General features: G+C 67.4%; 25 protein-coding genes. 13 read left to right on the forward strand and 12 right to left on the reverse strand.

The window, feature by feature from the left end; all coding sequences use genetic code 11:
- The first annotated feature begins 38 nt into the window (after positions 1–38).
- From C566_RS0117295 to galK, 6 genes are all read left to right on the forward strand, one after another.
- Positions 39–995: a carbohydrate ABC transporter permease gene (locus tag C566_RS0117295; RefSeq protein WP_018775617.1), complete on the forward strand. Its 957-nt coding sequence runs from the start codon at positions 39–41 to the stop codon at positions 993–995.
- Positions 996–1,007: 12 nt separating this feature from the next.
- A complete protein-coding gene (locus C566_RS0117300; protein ID WP_018775618.1) occupies positions 1,008–1,940 on the forward strand; it encodes a carbohydrate ABC transporter permease in 933 nt (310 codons plus the stop codon).
- A gap of 70 nt (positions 1,941–2,010) precedes the next feature.
- Positions 2,011–3,351, forward strand: coding sequence for an ABC transporter substrate-binding protein (locus C566_RS0117305; protein ID WP_018775619.1), 1,341 nt, complete (start codon positions 2,011–2,013; stop codon positions 3,349–3,351).
- A 107-nt stretch (positions 3,352–3,458) separates the two neighbouring features.
- The gene (locus tag C566_RS0117310; protein WP_018775620.1) at positions 3,459–5,624 is read left to right on the forward strand and encodes an alpha-galactosidase; all 2,166 of its coding nucleotides are present in this window, start codon (positions 3,459–3,461) and stop codon (positions 5,622–5,624) included.
- A gap of 60 nt (positions 5,625–5,684) precedes the next feature.
- Positions 5,685–6,821 carry a galactose-1-phosphate uridylyltransferase gene (gene galT / locus C566_RS0117315; RefSeq protein WP_018775621.1) on the forward strand — a complete coding sequence of 379 codons (1,137 nt, stop codon included), beginning with the start codon at positions 5,685–5,687 and terminating at the stop codon, positions 6,819–6,821.
- Complete coding sequence (galK, locus tag C566_RS0117320) at positions 6,818–7,990, forward strand: galactokinase (RefSeq protein WP_018775622.1); 1,173 nt, start codon at positions 6,818–6,820, stop codon at positions 7,988–7,990. The genes galT and galK overlap by 4 nt, the downstream gene beginning before the upstream one ends.
- A 69-nt stretch (positions 7,991–8,059) precedes the next feature.
- Here the strand turns inward: galK and C566_RS0117325 are convergent, their stop codons facing one another.
- The 8 genes from C566_RS0117325 to C566_RS0117360 all read right to left on the reverse strand — a co-directional run bounded on the left by C566_RS0117325 (position 8,060) and on the right by C566_RS0117360 (position 13,958).
- Positions 8,060–8,902, reverse strand: coding sequence for an urease accessory protein UreD (locus C566_RS0117325; protein WP_051082352.1), 843 nt, complete (start codon positions 8,900–8,902; stop codon positions 8,060–8,062).
- Positions 8,903–9,045: 143 nt separating this feature from the next.
- Positions 9,046–9,663: an urease accessory protein UreG gene (ureG, locus tag C566_RS0117330; RefSeq protein WP_018775624.1), complete on the reverse strand. Its 618-nt coding sequence runs from the start codon at positions 9,661–9,663 to the stop codon at positions 9,046–9,048.
- Positions 9,664–9,709: 46 nt separating this feature from the next.
- Complete coding sequence (locus C566_RS0117335) at positions 9,710–10,378, reverse strand: urease accessory protein UreF (RefSeq protein ID WP_043467319.1); 669 nt, start codon at positions 10,376–10,378, stop codon at positions 9,710–9,712.
- A gap of 165 nt (positions 10,379–10,543) precedes the next feature.
- Positions 10,544–11,026 (reverse strand): urease accessory protein UreE, encoded by a 483-nt coding sequence (ureE, locus tag C566_RS0117340; RefSeq protein WP_018775626.1) that lies wholly within the window; start codon positions 11,024–11,026, stop codon positions 10,544–10,546.
- Between the two features lie 20 nt (positions 11,027–11,046).
- Positions 11,047–12,822: an urease subunit alpha gene (gene ureC / locus C566_RS0117345; RefSeq protein ID WP_018775627.1), complete on the reverse strand. Its 1,776-nt coding sequence runs from the start codon at positions 12,820–12,822 to the stop codon at positions 11,047–11,049.
- On the reverse strand, positions 12,819–13,199 hold the full coding sequence (locus C566_RS0117350) for an urease subunit beta (protein ID WP_018775628.1): 381 nt from the start codon (positions 13,197–13,199) through the stop codon (positions 12,819–12,821). Before C566_RS0117350 ends, ureC begins: the two co-directional genes overlap by 4 nt.
- Before the next feature lie 8 nt (positions 13,200–13,207).
- Positions 13,208–13,510, reverse strand: a complete 303-nt coding sequence (locus tag C566_RS0117355) for an urease subunit gamma (protein ID WP_018775629.1) — start codon at positions 13,508–13,510, stop codon at positions 13,208–13,210.
- A gap of 127 nt (positions 13,511–13,637) precedes the next feature.
- The gene (locus tag C566_RS0117360; RefSeq protein ID WP_018775630.1) at positions 13,638–13,958 is read right to left on the reverse strand and encodes a DUF6221 family protein; all 321 of its coding nucleotides are present in this window, start codon (positions 13,956–13,958) and stop codon (positions 13,638–13,640) included.
- 96 nt (positions 13,959–14,054) lie between these two features.
- On the opposite strand from C566_RS0117360, the gene C566_RS0117365 reads away from it, so the two are divergent.
- The gene (locus C566_RS0117365) at positions 14,055–14,390 is read left to right on the forward strand and encodes a hypothetical protein (RefSeq protein WP_018775631.1); all 336 of its coding nucleotides are present in this window, start codon (positions 14,055–14,057) and stop codon (positions 14,388–14,390) included.
- Between the two features lie 104 nt (positions 14,391–14,494).
- On the opposite strand, the gene C566_RS23010 is transcribed toward C566_RS0117365, so the two are convergent.
- Positions 14,495–14,665, reverse strand: coding sequence for a hypothetical protein (locus C566_RS23010; protein ID WP_018775632.1), 171 nt, complete (start codon positions 14,663–14,665; stop codon positions 14,495–14,497).
- A gap of 220 nt (positions 14,666–14,885) precedes the next feature.
- Between C566_RS23010 and C566_RS0117375 the strand changes: the two genes are divergently transcribed.
- Both C566_RS0117375 and C566_RS0117380 read left to right on the forward strand, forming a co-directional pair.
- Positions 14,886–15,545 (forward strand): Type 1 glutamine amidotransferase-like domain-containing protein, encoded by a 660-nt coding sequence (locus C566_RS0117375; RefSeq protein WP_026266801.1) that lies wholly within the window; start codon positions 14,886–14,888, stop codon positions 15,543–15,545.
- A 193-nt stretch (positions 15,546–15,738) separates the two neighbouring features.
- Positions 15,739–16,302 (forward strand): dihydrofolate reductase family protein, encoded by a 564-nt coding sequence (locus C566_RS0117380; RefSeq protein ID WP_018775634.1) that lies wholly within the window; start codon positions 15,739–15,741, stop codon positions 16,300–16,302.
- 154 nt (positions 16,303–16,456) lie between these two features.
- Here C566_RS0117380 and C566_RS0117385 read toward each other — a convergent pair whose 3' ends face one another.
- Positions 16,457–17,212, reverse strand: a complete 756-nt coding sequence (locus tag C566_RS0117385) for a LysR family substrate-binding domain-containing protein (RefSeq protein WP_018775635.1) — start codon at positions 17,210–17,212, stop codon at positions 16,457–16,459.
- Between the two features lie 122 nt (positions 17,213–17,334).
- Between C566_RS0117385 and C566_RS0117390 the strand changes: the two genes are divergently transcribed.
- Both C566_RS0117390 and C566_RS0117395 read left to right on the forward strand, forming a co-directional pair.
- A complete protein-coding gene (locus C566_RS0117390) occupies positions 17,335–17,739 on the forward strand; it encodes a DUF5997 family protein (RefSeq protein WP_018775636.1) in 405 nt (134 codons plus the stop codon).
- 141 nt (positions 17,740–17,880) lie between these two features.
- On the forward strand, positions 17,881–18,489 hold the full coding sequence (locus C566_RS0117395; protein ID WP_018775637.1) for an NADPH-dependent FMN reductase: 609 nt from the start codon (positions 17,881–17,883) through the stop codon (positions 18,487–18,489).
- Positions 18,490–18,519: 30 nt separating this feature from the next.
- Here C566_RS0117395 and C566_RS0117400 read toward each other — a convergent pair whose 3' ends face one another.
- Positions 18,520–18,897 carry a VOC family protein gene (locus C566_RS0117400; RefSeq protein ID WP_026266802.1) on the reverse strand — a complete coding sequence of 126 codons (378 nt, stop codon included), beginning with the start codon at positions 18,895–18,897 and terminating at the stop codon, positions 18,520–18,522.
- Positions 18,898–19,093: 196 nt separating this feature from the next.
- On the opposite strand from C566_RS0117400, the gene C566_RS21735 reads away from it, so the two are divergent.
- Positions 19,094–19,726 carry a hypothetical protein gene (locus C566_RS21735; protein WP_018775639.1) on the forward strand — a complete coding sequence of 211 codons (633 nt, stop codon included), beginning with the start codon at positions 19,094–19,096 and terminating at the stop codon, positions 19,724–19,726.
- A gap of 52 nt (positions 19,727–19,778) precedes the next feature.
- Positions 19,779–20,417: an NADPH-dependent F420 reductase gene (locus C566_RS0117410; RefSeq protein ID WP_018775640.1), complete on the forward strand. Its 639-nt coding sequence runs from the start codon at positions 19,779–19,781 to the stop codon at positions 20,415–20,417.
- A gap of 54 nt (positions 20,418–20,471) precedes the next feature.
- Here the strand turns inward: C566_RS0117410 and C566_RS0117415 are convergent, their stop codons facing one another.
- Positions 20,472–20,954, reverse strand: coding sequence for a pyridoxamine 5'-phosphate oxidase family protein (locus C566_RS0117415; protein WP_018775641.1), 483 nt, complete (start codon positions 20,952–20,954; stop codon positions 20,472–20,474).
- Between the last annotated feature and the right edge of the window lie 117 nt (positions 20,955–21,071).

The raw sequence follows: 21,071 nt of genomic DNA on the forward strand, positions 1-21,071 counted from the left end.
CACGTCACAGCATTCATGTAACAGCGGAGGAACCACAAATGACCACCACAACTGCCCGCGGAGCCGTTCCGGCCCGCAAGGCGACCGGCACGGGAACGGGCAATGCCGCCCCCCGTGGCCGGCGCCGAACCCGCAGCGACCTGAGGGTCGCCCTTCTCTTCATCGCCCCGGCCCTGATCGGCTTCGTGGCCTTCTACCTCGTGCCAAGCATCCGGGGCGTCTACCTCAGCTTCACCGAGTACAGCGTCCTGGGAGATCCCACCTGGATCGGCACCAAAAACTACACCGCGATCTTCGCGGACGATCTGTTCTGGAACGCCATGGCCGTGACGGTCCAGTACGTGGCACTGAACATCGGCTTCCAGACCGCGATCGCCCTCGGCCTGGCGCTCCTGATGCACAACGTCGCCAAGTCCACCTTCATCCGCGGCGCCCTGCTGCTGCCCTTCCTGGTGGCGAACGTGATCGTTGCACTGCTCTGGTTCTGGATGCTCGACTACCAGCTGGGAATCGTCAACGAGGTCATCAACTGGCTGGGCCTGCCGCGCATCGCCTTCTTCGGCAGCGAGCAATGGGCCATCCCCACCATCGCGGGCGTCAACGTTTGGCGCCACATGGGCTACACCGCCCTGCTGATCTTCGCCGGCCTGCAGTCCATCCCCAACCACGTGTACGAGGTCGCCTCGCTCGACGGCGCCTCCCCGACCCGGACCTTCTGGAGCATCACGATGCCGCTCCTGCGGCCCGTGCTGGTGCTGGTCCTGGTGGTCACCGTGATCGGCTCCTTCCAGGTCTTCGACACCGTGGCAGTGACCACCGGCGGCGGCCCGATCAATGCCTCCCGCGTCATCCAGATGTACATCTACCAGAAGGCCTTCGGTGAATCCGACTTCGGCTACGCCTCGGCCCTGTCCGTCATTCTCTTCGTCATTCTCGCTCTTGTGGCCTTCGTCCAGATGAAGTTCCTCAAGGGCAACGAATCGGATCTGGACTAAGGAACCCCAGCCATGACTACCTCCGCCCCTTCCCGCAAGAAGCCCGCCACCACCGTTCCCGCTCCCAGGAAGCCGGTCAACTGGCGCCGCGTCGGCGCCTGGGCCCTCGTCGCCGTCGCCGTCGCCGTGACGATCGCGCCGTTCCTTTGGATGCTCCGCACCGCACTGTCCAGCAACGCCTCCCTGGCCTCGAACGCCAGCAACCTGCTGCCGGCCGACTTCAGCCTCGGCGCCTTCAAGCGGGTCCTGGGGCTGCAGAGCCCCGAGGAAGCCATCGCCGAGGGCGGCTCCGGCGCCGCTATCAACTTCTGGCTGTACCTGCGGAACTCCGTCATCTTCGCCACCGTCACCACCGCCGGTCAGGTGTTCTTCAGCGCGATGGCCGCCTACGCCTTCTCCCGGCTCCGCTGGCCGGGCCGGAACGTGGTGTTCGGCCTGTTCCTGGCCACCATGATGGTCCCGCCGATCTTCACAGCCCTGCCCAACTTCCTGATGATCAAGAACCTCGGCCTGCTCAACACCTTCGCCGGCCTGGCCCTGCCGTTCCTGTTCATGACCCCCTTCGCCATCTTCTTCCTGCGCCAATTCTTCCTCTCCATGTCCCGTGAGGTGGAAGAGGCCGCCATGCTCGACGGCGCCAAGCACGTGCGGATCTTCTTCCAGATCGTGCTCCCGAACGCCGCGGCCCCGCTGGCCACGCTGGCGCTGCTGACCTTCATCGGCCAGTGGAACGAGTACTTCTGGCCGCTGCTTGTGGGCCAGGACGAAAGCGTCCGCGTCCTTACCGTGGGCCTGGGCGTCTTCAAGTCCCAGTCCCCGCAGGGCGCCCCCGACTGGTCCGGCCTGATGGCCGCAACACTGATCGCGGCCCTGCCCGTCCTCCTGCTCTTCATCGCCTTCGGCAAGCGCGTGGTCAACTCCATCGGCTTCTCCGGCATCAAATAACCCCGACCCAACACGCACTCCCCCGTCAACAAGCGTTCCCTCAAAGAAGCATTTCCACGAAAGGTCCACCATGAAGAAGACCCTAGGCGCCGTCGCTGCCGCCGCAGCCATCGCCATCTCCCTCTCCGCCTGCGGCGGGTCCGCCCCGGCCTCCACCGAGGCCAAGGGCGAAATCAACTACTGGCTGTGGGACGCCAACCAACTCCCGGCCTACAAGCAGTGCGCGGACGATTTCACCAAAGCCAACCCGGACATCAAGGTCAAGATCACCCAGCGCGGCTGGGACGACTACTGGACCACCCTGACCAACGGCTTCGTCGCCGGCACCGCCCCCGACGTCTTCACCAACCACCTCTCGAAGTACCCCGAATACGCCGCGAAGAAGCAACTGCTCTCCCTCGACGAGGCAGTGGCCAAGGACGGCATCAAGCTGGAGAGCTACACCAAGGGACTCCCCGAGCTCTGGGTGGGCCAGGACGGCAAGCGCTACGGACTACCCAAGGACTGGGACACCGTGGGCCTGTTCTACAACAAGGCCATGACGGACTCCGCGGGCCTGACCGCCGAGCAGATGGCCAACCTGGACTGGAACCCGCAGGACGGCGGCAGCTACGAGAAGGCAATCGCGCACCTGACTGTGGACGAGAAGGGCGTGCGCGGCGACGAGGCAGGCTTCGACAAGAACAACGTGGCCGTCTACGGCCTCGGCCTGGCCGGCAGCGGCTCCGGGCAGGGCCAGACCGAGTGGAGCTTCCTCAGCGCCACCACCGGCTGGACCGCCACGGACAAGAACCCCTGGGGCACCAAGTTCAACTACGACGACCCCAAGTTCCAGGAGACCATCGCCTGGTGGGCCGGACTGACCGAGAAGGGCTACATGCCCAAGCTCGAAACCACCGTCGGCGCCAGCCTGGCGGACAACTTCGGCGCCGGCAAGGCTGCCATCAACACCACCGGCGACTGGCTGATCGGCCAGTACCAGAGCTACAAGGGCGTGAAGACCGCGTTCGCCCCCACCCCGAAGGGCCCTGATGGCAAGCGCGCCAGCATGTTCAACGGCCTGGCCGACTCCGTCTGGGCAGGCACCAAGAACCCGGCCGCCTCGGTCAAGTGGGTCGAATACCTCGCCTCCACCGCCTGCCAGGACGTCGTAGCCTCCAAGGCCGTCGTGTTCCCGGCTCTCACCAGCTCCTCCGAGAAGGCAGCCGAAGCGTTCAAGGCCAAGGGCACCGACGTCTCAGCCTTCACCACCCACGTCAAGGAAGGAACCACGTTCCTGTTCCCGATCGCGGATAAGGCAGCCAAGGTGGACGGCATCATGAAGCCGGCCATGGACGCCGTCCTCTCCGGCAAGAAGCCTGCCAGCTCCCTCACCGAAGCCAACGACCAGGTCAACGCCCTCTTCAAGTAGGCCCCTGAAGCCATAGCCGCCCGCCACGGCGGCGCCCGGTGCGCGGGATCTCCCGCCGGGATCCCGCGCACCAGCACCTGACTTCCGCACAACTGAAAGCGAATCCCATGCACCCCGTGCACCTGCGTTCTGCCGGCACCAGCGTCCTGCTGGCCTTCGACTCCGGCGAGGCCGAGATCGTCCATTGGGGCGCCGACCTCGGGGAGAACCTCCCCGATCTGGCGATCCTCCGCGGACCGGTCCCGCACTCCGCCCTCGACATTCCCGTCACCGCCGGGCTGCTCCCGCAGGCCTCCTCCGGCTGGGCCGGGCGGCCCGGGCTGCGCGGGCACCGGAGTACCGACGGCACCGCCGGCGGGGACTTCTCGCCGGCCCTGCGGGTGGTTTCCGCCGAAGTGCAGGACGGCGGCCGCGGAGTCCTCATCATCCACCGGGATGCCGACGCCGGACTCGAGGTCAGCTCCGAACTCACCCTGCACCCGGGCGGCCTCCTGGAGCTGGCGCACACCCTGACCAACAGCGGCACGGCCGCTTACCAGCTTGAGGAACTGGCCTCGGTGCTGCCGGTGCCGCGGGACGCCACGGAACTGCTCGACCTCACCGGACGCTGGTGCCGCGAAAACCACCCGCAGCGGCACGCCGTCCAGCAGGGCACCTGGGTCCGCACCGGCCGGCACGGCCGGACCGGCCACGATTCCTCGCTGCTCGTGGCCGCCGGAACCGCCGGTTTCGCCAACCGGCGCGGCCAGGTCTGGGCCACGCATTTCGGCTGGAGCGGCAACCACGAGCAATACCTCGACAGCCTTGCCGACGGCCGGCGCATGCTCGGCGCCGCGGAGCTGCTCGGCTCCGGCGAGGTGGTGCTCCACCCCGGCGCCAGCTACCAGACGCCGCCGCTCTTCGCCGCCTACTCCGGGCGCGGCCTGGACGGCATCACCGAGGCCTTCTACGACTGGTTCCGCGCCCGGCCGCAGCACGTGGACACCACGTCCGGACGGGTCCGCCCGGTGGTGCTCAACACCTGGGAGGCCGTGTACTTCGACCACAGCCTCGAACCCCTGCTGGAATTGGCCGATTCGGCCGCCAAGCTCGGCGTGGAACGGTTCGTCCTCGACGACGGCTGGTTCCGCGGCCGCCGCGACGACCATGCGGGCCTCGGCGACTGGTACGTGGACGAAGGCCTCTGGCCCGACGGCCTCACCCCGCTGATCGACGCGGTCACCGGCCACGGCATGGAGTTCGGCCTGTGGGTGGAGCCGGAGATGGTCAATCTGGAGTCCGACGTCGCGCGCGAGCACCCGGACTGGATCGTTGGCCCGTCGGTGCTCTCCTACAAGGACGGCGGCCGGCTCCCGCACCCCTGGCGCCACCAGCACGTCCTGGACCTCGCCAACCCGGAGGCCTGGCAGTACATCTTCGGCCGCCTCGACGCGCTGCTGCGCAAGAACGCCATCGCCTACCTCAAGTGGGACCAGAACCGTGACCTCACCGAGCACGGTCGCGGCGGCCGCCCGTCCGTTCACGAGCAGACGCTGGCCGCCTACCGCCTCTTCGACGCGCTCAAGGCAGCCCACCCGGATGTGGAGATCGAAAGCTGCTCCTCCGGAGGGGGCCGTGTGGACCTCGGCATCCTGCAGCGCACCGACCGCGTGTGGGCATCGGACTGCAACGACGCCCTGGAGCGCCAGACCATCCAGCGGTGGACCCAGTCGGTCCTGCCGCCGGAACTCGTCGGATCACATATCGGCCCCACCACCTCGCACACCACCGCCCGCACCCACGACATCTCCTTCCGCGCCATCACCGCCCTCTTTGGCCACTTCGGCATGGAGTGGGACATCCGCACAGCCACGGACGGGGAGCGGGCCACGCTGCGCCGCGCCATTGCGCTGTACAAACGCCACCGTGCGCTGCTCCACTCCGGCAAGCGCGTCAACGCGGACACCGCCGAGCCCACCTTGCGCGTCCACGGTGTGGTGGCGCACGACGGCGGCGAGGCCCTGTTCGCGGCGGTGTCCCTGGCGTCCGCCCCCGCCGAGGTCCCCGGACTGGCCTCGCTTCCGGGCCTCGACCCGCAGCGAAACTACCGGGTCCGGGCCGAACTGCCCACCCCTCTCGACGGCGACTACGCGCACACCTTCACCCAGATCCGGCCGCCCGCCTGGCTGGAAGACGGGGCCGTTGCCACCGGCGCCTTCCTGCAGCACGTCGGCCTGCCCCTGCCGGTCCTGAACCCGGAGCACGCCCTGCTCCTGCACGTCCAGGCCCTCTGACCGCTGAATCTCTGACCGCTCCTTTCGGCACCGCCCGTCCCCCATCCTTGAAGGAACCCCATGACCAGCATGATCAGCCGCGTTGACGCCCCGGCGTCGGTGTCCGCGGTGACCAGTACCCGACTCGCCGACGGGCGCGAGCTCCTGTTTTTCGACGACACTGCCCATCCCCTGCAGCGCCCGTCGAGGGACCGCCGCGACCTTCCCGAGCGCGGCCCGTCCGGGGAAATCCGGTACGACGCGCTGACCGGGGAATGGGTGGCGGTCGCCGCGCACCGGCAACACAGGACGCATCTTCCGCCGGCGGACGAGTGCCCGCTGTGCCCGAGCACCGACGCGCGGCCTTCGGAGATCCCGGCGGATTACGACGTCGCCGTGTTTGAAAACCGCTTCCCCTCGCTCGGCCCGGATCTCGCCGCGGCCCCGGCCTCTCCGGGCTGGGGCAGCCGCGGGGTGGCCGGCGGCCGGTGCGAAGTGGTGGCGTTCACGTCTGCGCACACCGGAACCTTTTCGGCGCTCAGCAACCGGCGCGTGCGCACCGTGATCGACGCCTGGGCGCACCGGACCGAAGCCCTCAGCGCCCTGCCCGGCGTGGCGCAGGTGTTCTGCTTCGAGAACCGCGGCCAGGACATCGGCGTGACACTGCACCACCCGCACGGGCAGATCTACGCCTACCCGTACGTCACGCCGCGGGCCGCGGTCATGGCCGCGGCCGCCCGGCAGTTCCATGAGGCGGCAGGCGGGACGGCCACCCTGACCGGCACCATTCTGGCGAATGAACGTGCCGACGGCGCCCGGATGGTGCTCGAGGGCGAATTCTTCAGCGCCTACGTGCCGTTCGCGGCCCGCTGGCCGCTGGAAGTCCATCTGGTCCCGCACCGCCAGGTTCCGGACCTCGCCGCGCTGACCGACGGCGAGCGTGACGAGCTCGCCGTCCTGTATCCGGACCTGCTGGGCCGCCTCGACAGGCTCTACGGCAGCCCGACGCCATACATCAGCGCCTGGCACCAGGCCCCCCTTGACCCGGTTTTGCGCCGGTCCGGGTACCTGCACCTGCAGCTCACCTCCCCGCGGCGAGCCGCGGACAAACTCAAGTTCCTGGCCGGCTCCGAGGCCGCCATGGGCGCCTTCATCAACGACACCACTCCCGAAGAGGTCGCGGCCCGGCTCCGGGACGCCAGGACAGGAACGGCATGACCACCACCGACACCACAAGAACGGCCCTGGCGGACGTGCTGACCCGCGCCTTCACTGGCCACTTCAGCCACGAGCCCGACGGCGTCTGGCAGGCACCGGGACGGGTCAACCTGATCGGCGAACACACGGACTACAACGACGGCCTCGTCCTGCCGTTCGCCATCAACCGCACCACCACCGTGGCCGTGGCGGTCCGGGCAGACCGCACCGTGCGGCTGGCCTCCGCGTTCGCGGGCGCTGACCCGGTGGAATTCGATCTCGACACCTTCGTCCCGGACCAAGCGGCCGGCTGGTCCGCGTACCCGGCCGGGGTGGCGTGGGAGCTGGAACGCGCCGGCATCACGGTGCCGGGCTTTGACCTGTTCGTGTCCTCCGATGTCCCGGTCGGCGCCGGACTGTCCTCCTCCGCCGCCCTGGAATGCGCCGTCGCCCTGGCCTTGTCCGATCTCACCGGGGCCGGCCTGGGCCGCGCCGAACTGGCGGCCATCGGACGGCGGGCCGAAAACAACGTGGTCGGCGCCCCCACCGGCATCATGGACCAGTCCGCCTCGATGCTCGGCACCAAGGACTGCGCCGTCTACCTGGACTGCCGTGACCTCAGCTCCCGCCCGGTGCCGCTCGGACTGGAGGAGTCCGGGCTGGTCTGCCTGGTGATTGACACGAAGGTCTCGCACGCCCATGCCACCGGCGGGTATGCCGAACGCCGGGCCTCCTGCATCCGGGGCGCCCGAGCTCTGGGCATCGGCGCCCTCCGCGATCTCGACACCGCCGATCTGCCCCGGGCAGAGCGCATCCTCGACGACGTGACCTTCCGCCGGGTCCGGCACATCGTCACCGAGAACGAACGGGTCGCCCGGACCGCGGAACTGCTCACGTCCCACGGACCCCGGGCTATCGGGGACCTGCTGGACGCCAGCCACCGTTCCATGCGGGACGACTTCGAGATCTCCTGCCCGGAACTGAACCTGGCCGTTGACACCGCGCGCGCCAGCGGGGCTATCGGGGCCCGGATGACAGGTGGCGGGTTCGGCGGCTCCGCCATCGCCCTGGTTCCGGTGGACGACGCCGCTTGGGTCCGGACCGCGGTCCTGGCCGGCTTCGCCGCGCGCGGGCTCCGGGCACCGGATGTCTTTACTGTCCTGCCGGCAGTGGGCGCGCGCCGGCTTTGATCAGCGGCGCGGGTCGGGCGCTCAGCGCCCGAAGCCGGCGCAGCGCGGCCATCTGCCCGGTCCTGGCCTTCAGTACTTCCTCAGATCCAAAGGATCCTGCCCATACCAGCGTTTCCGCAGCAAAGCGGTGGCGGCCCCGAGCACGCGTTTGAGTTCCTCCGTGCTGTTGGAGAGCGATCTCAGCACCAGCCCGGCCGTTCCCAGCACGGCGGCCGTGAGCGAAATGCCGGTATGGGCGCCGTACCCGGCCGTAATCTCATGCAGTTCGTCGGCGAGGGCCTGGTCCACGCGCGGGTCCACCACCATCAGCGACCCCAGGTGGCTGAAACCCTCCATGAACGCCATCCCCGTCACATCGCCCAAGGGCGGGCGGATGAGCACGTTGTCCAGGGCCAGCAGCCCGCCGGCCTCCCCGATGGACGCCTCCGACTCGACCCGGATTTCGGTCCGGAGCCGCAGCTCCTCGTACCGGAACGCGGCCCCGTCCGGCGACCACCCCGGGGTCACAATTTCAGCCATGATGAGGCTCGACGACGGCCGCACCGTCACGATCGTATTCTGCCGGTAGCTGGCCTCCCGGTAGGCGATCACCTGATCCGGGGCCAGCTCCAACTGTGCGCCCTCCCCGAGCCGCAGCCGCATCCGCTGTTCGGCAAAGGACCCCGGAGTCCGGTAGATCTTGGTGGCCGACTGCGTGGCGAGCAGCAACTTCGCCCCGTCCGCCACCTCGACATCGATCACATACAGGTCAGCCCCAAGATAGGCCCCGCCAGGATTGACGAGCACATAACAAACCTGCCCGCTGCCATCCAAGTAATGCGGCCGCAAAACCCGCAATGCCCCCCGATGGTACTGATGCGTTGCAACAGAACGACCTGCACGCTCGGCCACCACGAGTTCGAGCTCCCCCATCGGTTCCCGGGCGGTCTGGTTGGCGCCGGCGGCTTCGCCGGATTTGGGGCCGTGCCCGCTTCGCGGTGCCCGCCACGCCGCGGCCCCAAAATCCGGCCTCGCCGCCTCAGAGGTTAGCTCGCCGGGACTGACCCCGCGTGCGCTCATGGCGCCAGGTCGAGCATCAGGACGTCCCGCCGCACCCAGTCGATGACGCGTTCCAGCCCTTCGTCGGTCTTGAGGTTCGTGAAGCAGAACGGCTTCTCGCCACGGAATTCCTTGGAGTCCCGCTCCATGACGGCCAGGTCCGCGCCGACGTGCGGCGCGAGGTCGGTCTTGTTGATGATGAACAGATCGGACTTGATCATGCCCTGGCCTGCCTTGCGCGGGATTTTCTCGCCCTGGGCCACGTCGATGATGTAGATCGAGAAGTCCACCAGTTCGGGGCTGAACGTGGCGGAGAGGTTGTCGCCGCCGGATTCCACGAAGATCACCTGCAGGTCAGGGTGCCGCTGCTTCAACTCCTCGATGGCCGCTGTGTTCATGGACGTGTCTTCGCGGATGGCGGTGTGCGGGCAGCCGCCGGTTTCGACGCCGATGATCCGGTCCACCGGGAGGATCCCGTTGGCGGCGAGAATCCTGGCATCCTCGATCGTGTAGATGTCGTTGGTGATGGCTGCCATGGAGATCTCCCGGCTCATGTGACGGGTGAGCCGCTCCACGAGCTGGGTCTTGCCGGCACCCACCGGGCCGCCGATGCCGATTTTGATGGGCTCAGACATATTCTTCTCCAGACATATTTCTTAAAACACTTTTCATACAGATCTGTTAGCTCATAAACATGCGGGCGCGCTGGCGTTCGTGCCGCGTCTGCGAAATTTCGAGACCGGGGCTGACCGCCCCGAAATCGTCGGGCGTGAGGTGACTGACCCGCTCGACCGCGGAGGCGACGTCGGCGGCGGCGTTCCGCAGCAGCCGTTGGCCGGCGTTCTGCCCCAGCGGGATCGCCCGGACGGCGTTCTGCGTCAATGACGTGACGGCGGCGAACAAGTAAGCGGCGAGGGCCTCCGGCAGCGGGACCCCCAGGGAACGGGCGACGACGGCGAACGCCACCGGCTGATGCCCGGCGGCACGGCCGGAACCCACCAGCTCCCGGTACTCCGCCAGTTCAGCGGACGGGAAGATCTCGGCACCGATCTCCAGCAGCCGGCCGCCCATCTTGGTACTGGCCTCGCGCAGCTGCCGGGGCAGCAACTGGGCGGTCAGCAACGAATCCAGTCCGGCAACAGTGGCACCCTCATAGAGGAACCGGATGGCCAGGGCGTCCGAGTACGTCAGCTGCTGTGAAATGAACGCCGCCAGCCACACCCCAAAGCTCGCCTCATCCCGCACCAGCCCGCGGTCAATGTAAGTCTCAAACCCGAGCGAGTGAGCAAACGCCCCGGTAGGAAGCGCCGAGTCCGTCAGCTGCTGCAACGCCAACTGGTACTGGGTCACGACCGCCCCCAAATGCGCGAAGCTGGGAAGGGGGCTGCGGTGTGGTGGGCACCGCGATGGGCCCACTGCCGCGAGGGTCCCGACTCGAGCTTGCGAGAGTTGGGAGCGGCTGGGGACGGGCACGGCCCCAAATCCGGGGCGGCGCCCCATCCGCGGAAGAGAAAACTAGTGGCTGTGTTCGGCATGGCGGAAGGGGACGGGCATCACGCGTTCCTGGCGATCGTAGGGCGCTCCGACGTGTTTGAGATAGTCCTCCACGGTGTGGTCGTACTGGCAGACCATCACTTCCGCCCCGTACTCCGAGGAAGCGTCGAAGAACTGGGCCTGCAGGTGCCGGTTGCCCAGGGAGTGTGCCACCACCCCCATCTCGTGGATGGAGCGCGGGGCGATCACCAGGACGTCGGTGGCCAGCACCGACACCACGATCATGTTGGTGTCGGCCACGTGCAGGATGTCCCCGTCGCGCAGGTCCCCGGAACCGGCGGGAAGGCGGATGCCGAGTTCCTTCCCGTGGTCGGTGGTGACACGCTGGATGCGTTTGACCAGCTGGGCGCTGGGCAGCACCACCTTTTCCCGGTGGAGCCCCAAGTAGGGGTCCGGACCCGGAGGGAGGTCGTGGGTGTTGCCGAGCACCTTTTCGATGATCATGGGTGGTCTCCTCTGGAAGCCTAGAAAAGGAAGTAACGCTGCGCCATGGGCAGGACGTCCGACGGTTCGCACGTGACGTCCTCGCCGTCGACGCTCACCTGATACGTTTCCGGGTCCACCTCGATAGCAGGGGTGGCGCCGTTGTACTTGAGGTCCGCCTTGGTGAGGCTGCGGATGCCGGACACCGGCCGGATGACCTTCTCCAGTCCAAGCTCCGCCGGGACCCCGGCCTCGATCGCCGCCTGGGAGAGGAAGGTGATAGAGGACTGCTGCAGCGCCTTGCCATAAGCGGCGAACATCGGCCGCATGGTGCGCGGCTGTGGAGTGGGGATGGAGGCGTTAGCGTCCCCCATGAGGGCGTAGGCGATCTGGCCGCCCTTGAGCACAAGGTCCGGCTTCACTCCGAAGAACGCCGGGTCCCAGAGCACCAGGTCCGCGAACTTGCCGACCTCCACGGAGCCGATGGAGTCGGCCATGCCCTGCGCGATGGCGGGGTTGATGGTGTATTTGGCCACGTAGCGCTTCAGCCGGAAGTTGTCGCTCTCCGCCCCCAGCCCGGACGCGGCGCCGTGGCTGCCGCCGTCGGGGTCTTTGAGCACGCCGCGCTGTTTCTTCATCTTGTCCGCCACCTGCCAGGTGCGGATGATCACCTCGCCCACCCGGCCCATGGCCTGGGAGTCCGAGGACGTGATCGCGAAGATGCCCAGATCCTGCAGGACGTCCTCGGCGGCGATGGTCTCGGCGCGGATGCGGGAATCCGCGAACGCCACGTCCTCCGGGATGTCCGGGTTCAGGTGGTGGCAGACCATAAGCATGTCCAGGTGCTCTTCGATGGTGTTGCGCGTGTACGGCAGGGTGGGGTTGGTGGAGGCCGGCAGGACGTTGGGCAGCCCGGCGATCTTGATGATGTCCGGGGCGTGGCCGCCGCCGGCGCCTTCGGTGTGGAAGGTGTGGATCACGCGGCCGTCGATAGCCCGGATGGTGTCCTCCACGAAGCCGCACTCGTTCAGGGTGTCGGTGTGGATGGCAACCTGGACGTCGTACTGGTCCGCGACCTGCAGCGACGTGTCGATCGAGGACGTGGTGGAGCCCCAGTCCTCATGGACTTTCAGCCCGATCGCGCCGGCGCGGATTTGCTCGGCCAGGGGTTCGACGGCGGACGCGTGGCCCTTGCCGAACAGCCCGATGTTGATGGGGAGCCCCTCGGCGGCCTGCAGCATCCGGCCGATGTGCCATGCGCCCGGCGTGACCGTGGTGGCTTTGGTGCCCTCGGCCGGGCCGGTGCCGCCGCCGACCATCGTGGTCACGCCGCTGCACAGGGCGGCAGCGACCTGGTCCGGGGAGATGAAGTGAATGTGGGAGTCCACCCCGCCGGCGGTCAGGATCTTCCGCTCGCCGGCAATGATCTCGGTGCTCGCACCGATCACGATGTCCACGCCGTCGGTGATCTGCGGGTTGCCGGCCTTGCCGATCCGGAAGATGTGGCCGTCCCGGAGGGCGACGTCGGCCTTGTAGATGCCGGTGTAGTCCAGCACGACGACGTTGGTGATCACGGTGTCCGGGACTCCGCTGCCGGAACCAATACTGCCGGAACCAGCACCGTCGCGGGTCAGCTGGCCGTTCTGGCCCATGCCGTCGCGGATCACCTTCCCGCCGCCGAACACCACTTCCTCACCGTAGACGGTGAGGTCTTGCTCGATCTCAAGGAACAGGTCGGTGTCGGCCAGGCGGATGGCGTCGCCCGTCGTCGGGCCGTAGAGGTCCGCATACTGCCTGCGGGATAGCTCGAAGCTCACTGCGCGTCACCTTTCCGTTCGGAAACGTGGAGTTCGGAAACGTGGAGTTCGGAAACATGGAGTCCGGTCTCGTCGAGTGGGCCGTTGACGGCGTTGCTGAGTCCGTACACTTCACGGCTGCCCGCGAGCTCGATCAGCCTGACGGTCCTGCTGTCCCCAGGTTCGAACCGCGCGGCGGTGCCGGCCGGGATGTCCAGCCGGCGGCCGTAAGCGGCCGCCCGGTCAAACAACAGCGCGGAGTTGGCTTCGGCAAAGTGATAATGCGAGCCCACCTGGACGGGCCGGTCTCCGGTGTTGGTCACCGCGACGTCCACCGCCTCACGGCCGGCGTTGATGGCCAGCGGCGCGGAACTGAGAACGTATTCTCCCGGAATCATCGAAGCTCCTAGCGGATCGGGTCATGGACGGTGACGAGCTTGGTGCCGTCCGGGAAGGTTGCTTCGATCTGGACGTCGTGGATCATTTCCGGCACGCCCTCCATCACGTCGTCGCGGCCAAGGAGGGTGGTTCCGTAGCTCATGAGCTCCGCCACGGTCCGGCCGTCCCGGGCGCCCTCGATCAGTTCGTAGCTGATCACCGCGACGGCCTCGGGGAAGTTCAGCTTCAGTCCGCGGGCCTGGCGGCGGCGGGCGAGATCCGCCGCGACCACGATCATGAGCTTTTCCTGCTCACGGGGCAAGAGGTGCATGACGGTATCCCTTCAAGAACCGGCCGGCTGGCGGACCGCAGACGCCGCGGTGTGACCAGCGTAGGCCGCGGAGATTTCCTGCAGGTTTCCGGGACCCGTGAACATCTCCGGGGTCAACCGCTAACGGCTATCCCGTGATCCGCCAGTGTGCCTGGAATTCGGGGTGGTCTGCATACGGCAGCGCCAGGGTGTGCAGGGAGAGCGTGGTCCATTCGATGACGTCCGGCACCCATCCGGCGTCGGCGGGTTCCTGGCTGACCAAGGCGGCCAGCACGGACTGGCGTGCGGATTCAATGATGCCGATGAGTTGGCGCTTGGCCTCGCATTCGCGGAGGAGGCGGCGTTCATACCACTCGCCGGAGACGGCAAGCGTGGGGTCGCCGAGCAGCTTCAGGGCGGCGGCTTCGTCTTCTCTAATGCGTGCGGTCAGGAACTCGACGATGTCCACTCACCGAGCCTATGCGCGCCGGTGCTCACACGGCTACGGCCAGGTGTTTGCCCTTTTCCTCAGGCCGGCACAATCCGCGCTTGTTAGGGTGGATGGATGAAACGACGTCTCGCCGCCCTTGCCGCTGCCGCCTTCTTGATCGGACTTACCGGCTGCGCGCAGGTGCAGGACGCTACCGAAAAGGCCGTCAACGACGGGGCGTCACAGGCTGCGACGGCGGCCGGCAATGAAGTGAAGAAGCAGGCCTGCGCCATCGTGGAGAACGGCCTCGTCAGCGCCAAGGACAAGGAACTGCTGGGCGGTCTTGTCGCCAGCGCGGAAGCCGCGGGTGCTCCCGCTGAAATCACCACCCCGCTGCGCCAGATCGCCGACTCCGGCGACCAGGTTCCGGCCGAATCCGTCAAGGCTCTTCAGGACGCCTGCGCCAAGTAGCGGGCAGCACGCCTGGCGTGTGGAGTTCGGCGCCTCGTGGCGGCGTTCCGTGATCGCCCGATCTCGGAATGAGGAGGGTGAGGGGCCAGTGCGCCTGACTTCAGTCATTGCCGCTCTGCGTGTCCTTTGGGAGGCAGGGCGCGCTTCAGCTCGGCAATACGCAGCCGGAGAAAGACGATCACGAGGATCAGAACGTACAGTGCCAAGCCGATCAGCACGGCAGTGAAGATCAGATAGAGGACGTACGAGATGCCAAAGACTTCGATGTTGTTCACTGATTACCCCCAATAGTTGTGTCTTCGCGGTAGCCTACGCGGCTAGTCAGGCCAACTTGAGATTTGCGTCCAAGCGAACTCTGGACAAGGTCTTGCTTGGTGTGTCCCTATTGAAGGGCCGAGCGCGAGGCCGGCGGGGCTTACCAAATCGGCCGTGAGTTCCAGCCGGGTCCCGCGTTTTCAGGCACATCCACCATCCGCGCGAACTTTGGGGGCACGTTTGAAACTCTTGCTTACGTCAGGCGGCGTGACGAACCCGAGCATCCACTCGGCGCTCGTGCAGCTTCTCAACAAGCCGATCGCCCAGTGCCACGCCCTGGTCGTCCCGACAGCGCAGTGGGGTCACCCGATGTGCGGACCGGCGTCGGTGCGGGGCCTCCTGGCCGCCGAGCCCGACTCCCGTCACTTGTCCGGCCTTGGCTGGGCGACGCTCGGCGTTCTCGAGCTCACCGCGCTGCCCACCATCGGCGCGGAGCGATGGGTCCCCTGGCTTCGGGAGGCCGACGTGCTCTTGGTCGACGGCGGCGACGCGACGTACCTGTGCCATTGGATGCGTGAGTCCGGGCTGGCCGACCTGCTGCCGTCGCTGCCCGACACGGTGTGGGTGGGAGTGAGTGCCGGGAGCATGGTGATGACGCCCCGGATCGGGGAGTACTTCGTCGAGTGGCCGTCCGCGCCGGACGATCGCACCCTGGGGGTGGTGGACTTTTCGATCTTCCCGCACTTGAACGCTTTCCCGACCAACACTCTGGCCCACGCAGAGCGGTGGGCCGCCGACCTCGGCGGCCCGGCCTATGCCATCGACGAGCAGACAGCTATCAAGGTCGTCGACGGCTCCGTCGTGGTGGTTTCCGAAGGCGAATGGACGAAGTTCGGGTGATAGTAAACCGCCGGAGTGACCCGTTCGAGGATCCTTCACCGGGCAGCTCAGTTGAAACGCGGACCGAAGGGCTATGGCATCCAGATCATGGGCAGTTACGGTGGCTCCATGAGGGACGGGAGGCTCCCGATCATGTGCGGGACAGCAGAGTCCAATGACGCCCTCGCCCACTACGAGACGGAAGGCTGGCGCCGTGCGGAAACTGATCTACGGCATGAACCTGACCCTGGACGGCTACATCGCCGCGGCTGGCGACGACATCGGCTGGGGCGGGCCGAGCGAGGAACTGTTCCAATGGTGGCTCGACCAGGAGCGGGCTAGCAGCCTGTCGCTGTACGGCCGCAAGCTCTGGGAGACCATGAGCTCCTACTGGCCGACCGGCGATCAGCAGCCCGACGCCACCGCGGCGGAGATCGAGTTCGCGAGAAACTGGCGGGACACGCCGAAGGTGGTGTTCTCCTCGACGATCGACAAGGTCGACTGGAACACCCGCCTGGTCACCGGCGACGCGATCGCCGAGATCACCCGGCTCAAGGCCGGGGACGGCAGCCCGATGAGCGTCGGCGGCGCAACGCTCGCCGGGGCGGCCATGCGGGCCGGCCTGATCGACGAGTACGTGCTGGCCACCCATCCGGTCCTGGTGGGCGGCGGCACGCCGTTCTTCACCTCGCTGGACAGCTGGGTGAACCTGGACCTGGTGGAGACGCGGACGTTTCCCGGCGGCGTGGTCCTGACCAGGTACGAGACGAGGCGCTGAGCACGATTCCTCCGGGCGGTCGAGGAAGGACTCCACCAGCGGCCCCACGTCGACGGGCAGCAGATGGTCCGGAATGTGCCTGCCCTGCGCACCGCCCCGGCGACCTCACCCATCGACCACAGAACGCCGCCAAAGCGCGTCCAACTCCACAGGCCTAGCGTTTCCCCTTTTTCCGGGATCCCTTGCCGCGGCCCTTGTCCGGGTTGGGAGCGTAGCGCTGCGCCACCTTGGGCTTCTTCGCGGCTCCGGTGCCGCGCCGGTCCGGCTTGGGCTCGCGTTTGGGTTTCTCCTGCTGCGCCGAGGGCTGGCGGGAGCTCGCCGCGGTGCGTCCGCGGACAATACCGATGAATTCCTCGATGACCTCGTCCGTGGCGTCGCTCGGCCAGGCCAGGGCGATCTCCGTGCCGGGCGCCCCCGTGAGTTTCCGCGCCACGGTGTCCTTGACGTTGAAATGCCGGGCCACGGACATCGGCAGGATCACCAGCCCTGCACCGGACGCCACCACCTGCAGCGCCATCGCCGGGCCGCCGAGCTCCTGCACATCGAGAAACGTCTCGGCGGACAGGTCCGCCAGGTCTACTTCTTCAAACAAGGAGACCTCGTGCCCCTTCGGTGCCACCACCACGGGCTGCTCCTCGTAGAGCGGGATCACGCTGAGGCCCTCGCGTTCCACCGGGAGCCGGACGAAACTCAGGTCCGCGGAACCGTCGCGGAGCACGGACAGTTGCGCGCCGTCGTCGGACATAAAGGAGTGCAGCGGAACATCGGGCATCCGTTCCTCCCAGCGGCGGATCCATTTGCCCGGTGTCACACCGGCGACGTACGCGAAGCGCAGCTCCCGCCCGACTGCGACGGCTGGGACGACGGTGGTTTCGTCGGGGGTCTGGGATGGTTCTTCTGCTGCGGACACATGTTCACAGTACCGCCCGGGGTGGCGCGGGGGTCCGCCGCGATGGCGGCACCGTGCTGATCCGGTGCTGGTTTGGTGCTGGTTTGGTGCCTCGCGGCGCTCTGGCCGGATACCCTTGGACTATGACCTCTGCAAACTCCCAGTCCATGAAACCGGCCACCGTTGCCAAGAAGCTTGGCATCTACCTGCCGGCGACACCCCAGGAGTTCCAGGATTCAACCATCACCCGCGCTGACTTTGCCGATCTCCAGGCCAACCCGCCGGAGTGGCTCGCGGAACTGCGCCGCAACGGCCCGCACCCGCGCCCCGTGGTGGCGCAGAAGCTCAACGTCTCCATCGCCGGCCTGGCCCGCGGTGGTGTTGAGGAAGCGCTGACGACGGCGGAAATCACCGCACTGCTCCAGGCTCCCCCCGCGTGGCTGGTCGCCGAGCGCGCCACCCATGCCGCCGTCCGCGCCGAGGCCCAGCGGGTCAAGGACGAGGCCGCCAAGAAGGACGCCAAGAAAGCCCGCGCCAAGGCCGAATAGCGGCCCCCGCTTTCTCCCGGCCCCTCTTTTCATCCCGCGGACGCAGGACTACGCTCGCGGAATGGTTCGGGGCCGCCGGTCCGATCCCCTCCGTATCCCAAATCACCTGCCACCGGCGGCGTATCGGGAAGGAACAAGGCCATGGCCTTCAAGATCGGATATTTTGTCGGGAGCCTCTCGAGCAACTCCATCAACCGCACGTTGTCCAGGGCGCTGATCCGGCTTGCACCTGCGGAGCTGGAGTTCACGGAAATCCCCATCAGGGACCTGCCGTTGTACAGCCCGGATTTTGATGCCGCTTTCCCACCTGCTGGGCAAGCCCTCAAGGATGCCATCGCGGCTTCCGACGGCATCCTGTTCGTCTCGCCGGAATACAACCGGTCCATCCCCGGAGCGCTCAAAAACGCCATCGACTGGGGATCCCGGCCCTGGGGCACCAACTCCTTCGCCCGCAAGCCCACCGGGATCATCGGCGCCTCCCCCGGCGGCATTGGAACGGCCGTGATGCAGTCCTCGTTCCGCAGCGTGCTGAGCTTCCTCGACGCGCCGCAGCTGAATGCGCCGGAGGCGTACATCCGCTTCGTCCCGGAGGTCTACGGCGAGGACGGCGAGGTCAAGGACGAGGCCACGGCCGGTCTGCTGCGCCACTACATGGAGGAGTATGCCTCCTTCGTGGCCCGGGTCCTGGCCGCCAACGCACCGGGCCATATCGGCGACGAGCACCCGGACAAGGACAAGACGAGCCGTTAGGGCTGCGCCCGGGGTGCGGTGGTCCGGCACCTAGTCCTGGTGCAGCTGCACGAAGTTCCCGCAGCCGTCATCCAGCACCACGCTGGTCCCGCCGGGCCCCTCGGACGGTTCCCCCTGGAACATCACGCCCTTGGCCGCCAGCCGCTCGTATTCGGCGCGCACGTCCGGCACGCCAAAGACAATCGCGGGTATCCCGGCGTCGTGCAGGCCGTTCATGTAGGCCGCACCGATCGGGTTGTCACTGGGTTCCAGCAGCAGTCCGGCGCCCCCGGCACCATCGGGGTCCTTGACGATGAAGAGGTTGTGCTCCGGCATCGCCATCAGGGTTTCGAACCCCAGCGTGCCGGTGTAGAACTCATGAGCCGAGGCTGGATCCTTGACGTGGATGCTGCACATTTTCAGTCGCATGGCCCCTAGGCTACGCCGGGAGGCTCGGCGGCGGAACCGCGACGCGGCCTTCGCACCGGCCTTGGCGCCTGCGTTTGCGTCCGCGCCGGCGTCCGGCATTGCCCCGGCCCGGCAGGCATTGACGGCCCCGCCGCCAGGGATTCCAATGGAACTAGCGGAACAGCGCCCGCCCGGGACCGTTCCGGGGAGGTGTGCAATGACGCTTTCACTATCCGGTGCCCTCGCGGCCTGGCAGTTCCTGGCCCTCGCCATGCTGGCTGCCGGGGCAGCGTTCGCCTCGGTCTATTTCGCCGTCAAGCATCTGGCCGTTAAAGACGGACCCTCCGAAGGCGCCGACGGCGCCTTTTGGGACGCTTTCGCCGGACTCGCCGTCATTGTGCCCGCCATCGTCCTGGCCTCCTCCACATGGCCCTGGGCCGGCCTGGCGCTCGGGGTGCTGGCCGTGGGGGCTGCCCTGGCGGCCCTGGCAGCGACACCCGGGCTGCTCCGCCGGCAGGAAGCCCGCCGGACCAGCCGCGAGACCCGGCTCTTGAACGAGGCGGCCGCCGCACGGCACCGGAGCGCCCTCGCCCGGTGGCAGCGGTACGAACTGGATCCGGGTTTCTCGATTGACTATCCCGCGATGAGCGATACGCGGCAGCCGGAAACCGCGGCACTGATCCGGGCGATCAAGGCCGCCGAGGGCCTCGGCGGCCGTACGGACCGCGCCTGCACCGATGCCGCCTACGCCCCGGCCGTGGAACGGCTGGAACATGCCCTGGCTGCCGCCGAACGCGCGGCCGGTGTCAGCGCCGCCGGGCTGCCTGGCCCGGACCACGCGCACGGCTGATTCCCGGGATTGCCGATCCGGCAGTTCGCCGCCACCTTCGAAAGGTTCCATCATGACTGACATCACGATCATCGGCAGTGGAAACATGGCACGGGCCATCGGCACCCGGGCTGTCGCCGCCGGCCGTTCCGTCCAGATCCTGAACCGGACGCCGGAGAATGCCGCCAAGCTCGCTGCTGAACTTGGCGGCACCACCAGCTCCGGCGGCCTGAGCGAGGTTCCCGAGGGCGACATCGTCTTCCTCGCGCTGTACTTCGGCCCGGCCAAGGAAGTGGCCACACATTTCGGCGACACGCTCAGCGGCAAGACGGTGGTGGACGTCTGCAATCCGATCGACACCGAAACCTTCGACTCGCTGGTGGTTGCCCCGGGAACGTCGGCTGCCGAAGAAATCGCCGCACTGCTCCCCGGCGCGCGGGTGGTGAAAGCCTTCAACACCACCTTCGCGGGCCCGCTCGGGTCCGGTACGGCCGGTGGCCAGCCGATGGATGTCTTCATCGCCTCGGACTCCGAAGAGGCCCGCAACCAGGTTGCCGTCTTCGCCGAAGCCGCCGGGCTGCGTCCGCTCCAAGTGGGCGGACTGCGGCACGCCCGCGAACTCGAGGGCTTCGAGCTGCTGGTCATGGCGTTGCAGGCTAACCCCGCGTATCCAACCTTCAACTGGGGCACCGGCCTGAAAATCACCGACTAGGCAGTCAGCCGCCCCCGCCGGCCCTGCTCAGCGCGACGGGCCAGGTTCAGCCCGCTACAGCTCGACCGTTCCGCTGTCGCCGACGCTCATCCGGCTGTTGGTCACCTTGGACTTGATCCACTGCAGCACGGTGGCCGCCGTGCCGCCCGGGCTGGTCCAGTACTCGGCGGAGTCCGAGTCGACGTGGAGCAGGACCACCTCGGGGGTGTCCGGTCCGTCCGGGAACCAAGCCTCCACCACCTGATTCCACATGTCGTGGATCAGCTGCCGGTCAGTGACCACTTCAGCGGTCCCGGCCACCGAAACCCACTCGGTGCGCTTGCCGAAGGAGACGTTCACCGCCGGGTTGGCGCGGATATGGGCCACCTGAGAGGTGGTCGCCGACGTGAAGAACCACATGTCGCCGTCGTCCTTGACCTCCTGGACGGCCAGCGGCCGGCTGACGAGCGCGCCTGCCTCGTTGATGGTGGTGAACATTCCGATGTGCGAATCGTTGATGATGTCCGTGACCTTGCTGATGCTTTCGGCATCCGACATGCTCTCACCTCGTTCTGGTTCCAACGGAGGAAGGTCCCCCTCCGGACAGCCTATTGGTAAGTGTGCTTACTTTCCAATGGCTGCCGGACGGGGACCTTCCCTGAAGCTTCCCTGAAC

Origin of the sequence: Arthrobacter sp. 131MFCol6.1 (assembly GCF_000374925.1) — a bacterium.
Classification (GTDB): Bacteria; Actinomycetota; Actinomycetes; order Actinomycetales; family Micrococcaceae; genus Arthrobacter.